Origin of the sequence: Okeania sp. (assembly GCF_035285525.1) — a bacterium.
Classification (GTDB): Bacteria; Cyanobacteriota; Cyanobacteriia; order Cyanobacteriales; family Microcoleaceae; genus Trichodesmium.
This window is the reverse complement of sequence record NZ_JAYKGW010000032.1, coordinates 1-8,430: the sequence shown is the minus strand read 5'-3', so window position 1 is coordinate 8,430 and position 8,430 is coordinate 1. Positions and strand designations below refer to the sequence as shown.

Here is an 8,430-nt window from a genome sequence, read left to right as displayed (position 1 = left end):
TCAACATCCTGAAAATTTACACTCTCTAAAAATTTATATTTATTTTCCCTTTTTCCCCATAAATCAAAATAAAAAACATCCGCAGGTAACTTCACTCCGTCTCTCTTTTTATAAACTACCGAAAAAGCATCAGGTTCACTTTTTTCCCTAACCGCAATTAAAATTGCCACACCTTGTTGAATATCAAAAACATTTTCATCATTTTCTCCATCCGGTGTCGTTTCTTTCAATAAAGAATTACCATGTAAATCCATAATATAGAGACTATCAAAATATTTCATTAACTCCTCTCTCATCCCCCGATGAATTAAACCATTAATATAAGAATGATTGGTAATCAAACCTATTACCCCATGCCCAGTTTTTTCTATTTGGTCGTGAGCAAAACGAATAAATTTAATATAGTCATCATCAAGAGGTTGAATATTCTTTTCTCCCTCCAACCTCACCCTACCTTTATATCTTTCTAAAAGTTCACCAATATAAGTTAATTCTGTTATCTCTTTTCCAGCTTTCCCTATTTTATAAATCTTCTCCCAAGTCGCACCATTATATTTAACATCTGCCAAATATTTAGTATCCTCCTCCAGTCGTCTTTTCCGCTTACTAACATTTTGCGAACTAACAGAATAAGGAGGATTTCCTAACACGACAAAAATCGGTTTTTCCTCCTTAACCTTTGCCGCTTGATTAGCCTCTTCAGAAATATATTCTGCCAATAATAAACTAGACTTTTTTATCCCCTCATCCAAAGCATTAGTCAAGAAAATATTTAATCTTTCCTTATCCTCAAAACGATAACCTAAAGTCTCCAATAATAACCCCAATTTTAAATGAGCAATAGCATAGGGAGTCATCAATAATTCAAAACCATATAACCGCTGTAAAACTTGTGAATCTCTTAACAGCTCATTCCAACGATTTGTACCATATTTCTCAAAGTTAAAATAGATTTGTTTAATTACCCGATATAAAAAAGTACCAGTACCCGTAGCAGGGTCTAAAATTGTTACTTTTCGACTACCAAAACCATGTTCTAAATCAAAGTATTTATCTAAAATATGATTAACTGCTTTGACGATAAAAGACACCACAGGTTCAGGAGTATAATAAACTCCGCGACTTTTTCTCAAAGATGTTTCATAAGCAGCTAAAAAAGTTTCATAAAAATGAACAACCGGGTCTTCCCTTCTCGTCTCGCGACCAAAATTTTCGAGAATATTGCCAATGTCAACTTTTGCCAAAACTTCTATCAAAATTTCAATCGCCCAGTTAATTTTACTGACAATGTCTGTGGCAATAACCGTACTAAACAAACCCTGTAAAAAAGGAATTTTATCACTAATATAAATACCCGCTGTTTGACGATTAAAATTAGAATTACCAGGATTTTGAGCATGACCGACTCTGGCAGTAAATAATCCATAAGTAATAGTTTGAGCATACATATCTGCAAAACTATTATTATCTAAATCTGGCAATAACAATTCTTGGAAAACTTGCTTAAGTGCAGTTAATTCTCCCGTTTCATTTTCAATTTTTAAAGCTTCCGATAAACTATAACGAATAACCTTAGTTTGAGCAGCCATTTGTTCAGCCAAATTATTATAGTTAGCAATAACTTTCTCTTGATAATCTAAAAATGATTGAATTAATTTAGCAGTTTTTTCTAAAGTCTTGCTCGGAACAATTTTTTGATTTTCTACTTTACCTAAACTGGTCTTAACTTTTAACTTACCATCTTGATACCAACGAAAATCTAAGTAATTAGTTAAAATAAAATTTTCACCTACAGCAGATTCTAAATATCGTTTTAACTGTTCAGTTGATTGAACTTTCTCTAAACTTTCACCAATTTTTTTAGCTTCAATATAACCAAGTAAATTATTATTTTTTCTAACCGTAAAATCTGGAATGCCAGCTTGATTTCCAGTTTCTTCAATATTGGCATTAATTCCTAAAATTTCACTCTCAATCAGATTTTTCAAAGCAGGATAATGAGTACGTTCACTGCCTTTTTCCAGATTCTGTTCTAATTCTTGTAAATAGTAGTTAAATTCCATTAATTTGTCTTTTTGGTAAATAGTTTTAAGATATTATATAATTTTGAGTATTTCCATTTACCCAAAATAATATAACAAATTCCCAGTATATGAAATATAGATATTAATAATAAAATATTGCCAGTGCGGGCATCTTGCTCATATCACTTTTCCTTGCCAAGATAGAATCTGCTGTAAATTGATTTTATGACTTTTCCAACCCAATAAAATTAGTAAAGTAGGAGTTTAGTCTCCCAACCCCCTACAGAATGCTAACTATATTTTTATCAAAATTATCGTCTTATTTAAAAATACAAGTTACTTGAATTTCTGACTTTTCCAGCCAGATAAAATTAAACAATAAAAATCAAGAAACCATAGTAATTTTTTCAAATAATGCCAGTTATTTAATTGTGACAAAAAAAGTAGGGTTTTTGTCTCCAAAACCCTACAGAATGCTAACTATATTTTTATCAAAATTATCGTCTTGTTTCCAAGTCAAAATAACTTGAATTTAGATTTTTTCCAACCAGATAAAATTAGGCAGGGAAAGTCACAATTAATATAGATATGATTATTTGTCAACCCCACTACCTGAATAGTTGCTTCAATTCTAAATTCTAAATTCTAAATTCTCAATTCTTACCTACTAACTACTAACAGAATCTACCTGAGCAACTTTTTGAGAATTAGTATTTTGTGGTTTATTTTTAGTAACATTTAACTGACCACCACAGTCTTTTAACTCATAAAGCTTAACACCAATTTGATACTCATATTGACTCAATAACCTACCATAAATATACCCCGCTTTCCCATCTAAAAATCCCAGTTGAATAAAATAAAACAACACAAATCTCAACAAAGGTTTAAATGGCAACCTCACCCATATCTTTTTCAAAAAACGTTTTCTTTGTACCGCATCTCCAAATAAACTAGCGCCAATAGTTCCACGATCGCCTTGACCAGTTAATAGGTTATAATGTACTCTTGCTTCCCAATTAGAATAACGATTATGTCTTTCTATCCAATGAAAAAGATCGCGAAAATCTTCGTGAAGCATATCATTTTTCAGATATCCTACATTGCCATTTAAAACAACGTGTTCGTGTACCTCATTATCCCCAGTATTTCTAACACCCTCAGTCTTCAAATTTTCGTAGCGACCCTCTTTATGTTTAAATAATCTAAGATTCCAATCAGGATATTTCCCACCATGACGAATCCATTTACCTAGAAAAAATACTCTCCGATTGAGATAATAACCATTATAATTTTCATCTTGAATAGCTATAGCAATTTCATCCCAAAGTTCAGGAGTAATACGTTCGTCACAATCAACAATTAGTACCCACTCATTCCGAAATTTTAAATTGTTCAAAGACCAATTTTTCTTTTTCGGCCAAGTACCATTAAAATAAAATTGTACTAGATTTGCTCCATAACTTTCAACTATTTCCTCAGAGCGATCGCTACTTTGAGAATCTACCACAAATATTTCATCTGCTCTAGCTACACTTTCTAGACAAGCAGGTAAATTTTGTTCTTCATTCTTAGCCGGAATAAGAACTGATACTGGTATTTTAGATAATGTCATAATTGAATAATTGATTAATTGGAGTTACCGAGAGAATTAATAATTAATAATTAATAATTAGTAATTAGTAATTAATTATTAAATAATTCAGGTTGAAAGCCTTTCCTTTCAAAGGGAAGAAAAGAATTTTTTTTCCTTGAGCGTCAATCATTTCCCGAAAAGGGAGAGATAATTATTGATTGTTGAACTTAATTGATTTTTATTATTAAGCTCTAAAAGTTTTAGGTATTAAGTTTAGGTTTTTTTCTTAAATTCTGAGATTTCATGTTGAAGTTTATGCCTTTTTAAATATACTTTATTATACCCATAATTTACCGAAAAATTAAGGTATAAAGCTTCTCCATTCATAGATAAAAATCAGTAGTTTTGTGTTAGCTAAACCCCATATTCAGAAGAACAAAAATTTATTTTAGCCAATCCTCTTTTTTATAAGAAAAGGTAATAATTAATTAATAATTATTAACTACTAGACAGTGCCAAGTTCTAAGAATAACTATTACTATCTAAGGCTTTCAGCTATCTAAAGGTTATCAACTTTGTATTAACAGCTTTAGGTGCTATAATATTTTACCAGTAACACTTTCAATTTTCAGGTACAAATTATTCTTTTAGAGAACTTTTTACACTCCTATTAGTTATTAATTATTAATTATTGACAACCTATAACCTAACACTTTATTCAATAAACTTTATTCAATTTTTGGGAGTTATTGAAGTAGATAGAATTCCCTTAATTGCTGCACCTAAATAACCTATTTGACCATAAGCATAGACAAAATTATCAAAACGCTTTGCAGGGTCCGTAATATTTTTTAGAGACTTATAAACACCCCTAATTATTCTTTCACTCCCCCGCAATAATTGACCTAAACCAGCATTACCAGCTAGTTGTTCTCGATAACATTCACTAATACCTTGCCACCAACCTCGTTCAATAAACCAGGAAAGTTTCACCCTTTCTGGAGCTACATTATGAGCAACTAAAGCTTCTGGTAAATAAGCCACTTGCCAACCTTGCTTTATTGCTAATTCTGTGGTATGCAACTCTTCATTCGATAAAAGTTTTTTACCAACTCGACCCAAATTAGTATCAAAACCACCAATTTGTTCCAGAAATGTGCGACGAATTGAATAATTTAAACCTCTAGGAGTCAAACCCGGTTGGTCAATATAGACAACCGAATCACCAAGGTCATAGTAACCCAAGTTTCCTGATAATTCCCAAGACAACCAGTGGGGATGACTAATTCCTTCTGGCCAAATTAAAGTAACTTTACCTCCAGCAATAGCTAATTTGTCATTACTTTGATAAGCTTCATATACTACCTTCAACCATTGAGGACTAGCAACAGCATCATCATCAAGATAAGCTAAAATTTTAGCACTAGCTGTTTTTGCTCCTGTATTTCTAGCCACAGATAATCCTGTGACTGGTTCATAGACATATTTAAGTTTGGGGTTAGAAAGTCTTGCTTCTACTACTTCGCGGGTACGATCTTTAGAAGCATTATCTACTACCACTACTTCAAAGCTACCAGGAAAATCCTGTACTAATAGGCTATCTATTGCAGCTCCTAAGTAATTGTCCCGATTATGAGTACAGATAATAGCGGAGATTAGGGCCATAGTTAGTTATTATTCTTAGTAATAATTTTTGGGGATGGAAGTTATTGTGGATATTGGCCTAATTTGCTGTTACATAATTTACTATTCTTTATGTTCCAGTTTAGCCTAAAATCTTTAACTCTATATCCTGATGAATTTCCCTCAAACCACTTCAGATAAATTAATATTAATCACTGGTCCTGCTCGTTCCGGAAAAAGTGAATGGGCAGAAAATTTAGCCATTAATTCTGAAAAAAAAGTAATATATATTGCTACCTCTCAAATTAATGCTAATGATTTAGAGTGGCAAGCTCGAATTGAACAACATAAAAATCGTCGTCCTTCTGATTGGATGACTTTAGAAATACCTATCAAACTATCAGAAACTTTGGCTACTTATTCTAATAAAAATTCCTGTATTTTAGTAGATTCTCTAGGTACTTGGTTAGCTAATATTTTGGAACAAAATGAACCAACTTGGAATCAAACTTTAGAGGAACTAATTGAAAGTTTATTAAAAGCTAAGGGTGATGTGATTTTAGTAGGAGAAGAAACAGGTTGGGGAGTAATTCCTGCTTATCCTATTGGACGATTATTTCGCGATCGCCTTGGATCTCTGATTCGGAAAATAGGAGTAATTTCTCAATCTGTTTATCTAGTTACTGGAGGTTATGTTTTACCTTTGAGCGATTTAGGATTACCTTTAAAATTTTAAGCATTTAGCCCTCAACTATTAGCTATTACCTTAAGTTTTAGATAAAATTTTTATTAACTTGATAGTACAAATTTCTCATGAAATCATAAAAAATGATTTATTTCAATGCTAAAAGTATTACTGAAAAAGGCTTATATTACCTACAGTTTTGAATATAAATTTTCTAAATTTTAGATATCTGAAAGTCTTAGTTAGCAATAGTTGTTTCTATAACTACTTTCACTGTCTAGTTTATTAATTTAGACAAATTTAACCTTACTATTAAGAGCTGACTTTAAAGGTTGTATTCATTTAGCTCAAGTCCTTAAAGTGAGGATATTATTTTTGTTTGAGTGTGATTCCAGAGGAATATCTGAATGCTTGCTTAAATTCTTAACTATTCCTTTAGAAATAATCATAGAATTTAGGAGATTTAATAAGGTAAAATCAAAGATAAGCGTTTAGCTATTAGCAGTCAGCTCTCAGCTCTCAGCTCCTAGCTTTTTAATGAATGAAGCCAATGTTATTTTAACTTATACTACATTTTCAACCAGAAATCTGAGTTGTTAAACCATATAATTTGTGGCAGGAAATTATGATATATCTTAGAAACTGATAACTATTAGCTGAAGGCTGCTTGTTTAGCATTCCGCAAGAAGTGCTTACTAAAATATATTATCAATGCTATTTTTGGTCTGGAAAATTCTCCATACCCTAAAAACTTAAGCATTCCGCTATTAAACATAACTAAGTTAGCTACTTGCCCAATTTATCCATAACTTTTAATTCTGCTTGAAGGACTACTTTTTCCTTCCCTGTAATCATAAGTTAGTAACTAAAAGCTGATAACTAACTGCTTATCTAAAAACATTATTCTATATTAAAATTATGGCATCCTATGAGCAAATAAAAAAATATATTGCCTATTGGTTTCAATTAGGTAAAAAGGTTTTAATTAATAATGGTCAAGAAACAATTAAACCTCAAATTGTACTTTCAAAAGATCGCTATAGTCAAGAATTTGAAGAATGCTGGCAAAAAATAATATCATCAGAATCAGGAGATTGTTATTTAGAAGGAACCCATCAAACATTTCAAGAATTATTATCTTCCGAATGGGATATTAATTCTTGTTCCCGTTGTTCAATGCCGATTCCTGCTCGTGTGAAAGGAATGCCCTCAGAATGTTGTCCATGTTTCGATCTTCCTAGTTGGCCTAATACTGAAACACCATTGCCGCGATCGCCTATCAGTAGTAAATTATATTTAGTAAGTATTTGTCAGCGATTGTTAAATATCAATAATAAAGCAGATATAGATACTAATTCTCCCAATTCTCAAGAGCAAGAATTTAAAGCATCTTGAAAAGGTAACTTGTTTTTCTTTCACAAAACTATCTTGTCAACATGAAAATTTTCTGCGACTTTTTCAATAACAATCAATCAGAGGAATATGTAAAAATTTCTAGGTCAGTATTGTTATCCAAATTTACTTACTATAAACGCTTTTTTAGCCTAAACTATGTCCGACAAACTAACCTAAATAAATAAAACAATCAGAACATTTATAGATAGAAAGTTTACCCAAAAAAAATCTAAATTAACTAGCACTTGCTAATTAGAGTTTGCGTATAGACTTCTTTTTCTGAAGGCAGAATCCAGAATTCAGAATTCAGGGGAATTATAGAATAGGTAGTTAGAATATTATCCCTTGATTTTCTGCCCCTTGAAATACTCAAAATCCTGATTTTTTGAACATAAAGAACTGAAAACGAAGCACTTTTTCCAGACTTCAAAAGACTAAAACCTTTACCTATCAAAACTTTTATATTTCCATACGGAAGCCCTAATTAGGTTTGGCGCTGTTAGGAGTTAATAGTTAGGAAAATTGCAGAAAAGGTGACTGGAAAATTTGACTATCAGAAAGTTTTTCCGTAGTAAATAATCTAAACTTTTCTCTTCCTTCAGTAGCAGACCTCCATAAACAAAACCTAACTATAGCACTATAGTTTTTACACTCCACTATATGTCATGTCAATTTTTAGTCCAAAAAAAAGAGAAAACCAGAAGTCATCACTTTTTAACCTCTGATTATTCTCTAATGCGGATGGCGAGACTCGAACTCGCAAGGCAAAGCCACACGCCCCTCAAACGTGCGCGTATACCAATTCCGCCACATCCGCTCTAGTTAGTATCTATCAATCAAATTTCCATAAAATAATAGAAATCTAGCTAACAATATACAATATTAACATAAAATTCTGGAATGTCTACAAAAAATTTTCTCAAATATTTTTCATATAGCAGTCCTTAAAACAGTTAGGACATTCTTACACCTCTTAAATTGAGTCACAGTAAGAATGTAAGTGCGACTTGTTCCTATTAAGAGCCTCTAGAAACTAGAGGGGTATGAATAGGGTCCAACGAGGTCGCGGAGAAAGAGCCTATAGAGCTATTTGTTATATGAGGCCACCAAAGAAGAACCTGTTGGAT

At 31.8% G+C, this 8,430-nt stretch carries 5 protein-coding genes and 1 tRNA gene; 2 read left to right on the top strand and 4 right to left on the bottom strand.

Annotated features, from left to right (window positions below):
- From VKJ25_RS03440 to VKJ25_RS03430, 3 genes are all read right to left on the bottom strand, one after another.
- On the bottom strand, positions 1-2,063 hold a 2,063-nt coding region (locus VKJ25_RS03440; RefSeq protein ID WP_324235227.1), incomplete at its 3' end, for an N-6 DNA methylase.
- A gap of 628 nt (positions 2,064-2,691) precedes the next feature.
- Complete coding sequence (locus VKJ25_RS03435; protein WP_324235226.1) at positions 2,692-3,639, bottom strand: glycosyltransferase family 2 protein; 948 nt, start codon at positions 3,637-3,639, stop codon at positions 2,692-2,694.
- Between the two features lie 693 nt (positions 3,640-4,332).
- Positions 4,333-5,265 (bottom strand): glycosyltransferase family 2 protein, encoded by a 933-nt coding sequence (locus VKJ25_RS03430; RefSeq protein ID WP_324235225.1) that lies wholly within the window; start codon positions 5,263-5,265, stop codon positions 4,333-4,335.
- A gap of 130 nt (positions 5,266-5,395) precedes the next feature.
- On the opposite strand from VKJ25_RS03430, the gene cobU reads away from it, so the two are divergent.
- Together cobU and VKJ25_RS03420 are read left to right on the top strand one after the other, a co-directional pair.
- The gene (cobU, locus tag VKJ25_RS03425; protein ID WP_324235224.1) at positions 5,396-5,959 is read left to right on the top strand and encodes a bifunctional adenosylcobinamide kinase/adenosylcobinamide-phosphate guanylyltransferase; all 564 of its coding nucleotides are present in this window, start codon (positions 5,396-5,398) and stop codon (positions 5,957-5,959) included.
- A gap of 867 nt (positions 5,960-6,826) precedes the next feature.
- The gene (locus VKJ25_RS03420; protein WP_324235223.1) at positions 6,827-7,303 is read left to right on the top strand and encodes a hypothetical protein; all 477 of its coding nucleotides are present in this window, start codon (positions 6,827-6,829) and stop codon (positions 7,301-7,303) included.
- Between the two features lie 736 nt (positions 7,304-8,039).
- On the opposite strand, the gene VKJ25_RS03415 is transcribed toward VKJ25_RS03420, so the two are convergent.
- Positions 8,040-8,120 (bottom strand) — tRNA-Leu (locus tag VKJ25_RS03415).
- Between the last annotated feature and the right edge of the window lie 310 nt (positions 8,121-8,430).